Genomic DNA, 921 nt, shown 5'->3' with positions numbered 1-921 from the left:
CCAGCCAACCGCCGCCGCCCCACCACAGCAGCCCCACACCAAACCGCCAGTCGACTCGGCCACCCCCGCAGCACCGGGGCTGCTCCCCGCCGAACCACCCCTCCAGCCAACCGCCGCCGCCCCACCAGCGCACCCCGCAGAACCGGCCACCCAACCCACCCCGCCACGGCACCCCCTCGCCGAACCACCGCTCCAGCCGACCACCGCCGCCTCGCCACGGCACCCTGCCGAACCACCAGCCGAACCAGCCACCCCCGCATCACCGCCGCCACTCCCCGCCGAACCCGCTGTCCGGCTCGCCGCAGCCATCCGGGTCGTGCTGCTCGGCGTCACCGCCGTCATCCAGCCCGTGCTCAGCCTCGCTCCCCTCCTCCACCACCAAGCCGCCTACCGCCCGGCGCTCGCCGAGAACCTCGCCTTCGTCGTTCTCGCCGCCGTCACCGCCACCTGTGCCTGGTGGGTGCTGCGGCGGAAACCGCTCCCGCTCGCCGTCTCCGCCGTCGGCACCCTGGTCGTGATCACCGCCTCCGTCGTGGCGACCGCGGCCCTTCCGCCCGGTTCCTTCTTCCGCGAGCCGCACTGGTCGTTCGGGCTCGTCGGCTGGCACCTCCTGGTCCTGCTCGCCGACCGCGTGCCCGCGCTGCTGAGCGCGCTCGCCGTGCACACGGCCGCCGGTGTTGCCCAGTTCCTGCTCGCAGGCCCGGTCGCGCGGACCGAACTCGGGGACGCCGCCATCGTGGTGTTCGGCGTGACCGTCTTCCAGCTCGCCGTCGCCGGACTGGTCACGCTGCTCGACCGGCGTGCGGAAGAAGCCGCCACCGCGGGGGCCGAGCGGGAGCGGCTCGCCATCCGGGCGGCCGTCGCCGCGCAGGCCGGGTACGCGCTGCGGGCCGGGTTCGCCGAACAGCTCGGGGCCACGCT

General features: G+C 75.4%; 1 pseudogene. It reads left to right on the top strand.

Features of this window, described 5'->3' with window-relative positions:
• Positions 1 to 316: 316 nt before the first annotated feature.
• Positions 317 to 921: pseudogene (locus G3I65_RS05930) on the top strand (hypothetical protein); the annotation flags it as partial.

This window comes from Amycolatopsis sp. SID8362 (assembly GCF_010550475.1).
GTDB classification, from domain to species: Bacteria; Actinomycetota; Actinomycetes; order Mycobacteriales; family Pseudonocardiaceae; genus Amycolatopsis; species Amycolatopsis eburnea.
The sequence above is the reverse complement of the archived record's forward strand: the minus strand, read 5'-3'. Positions and strand labels throughout refer to the sequence as shown.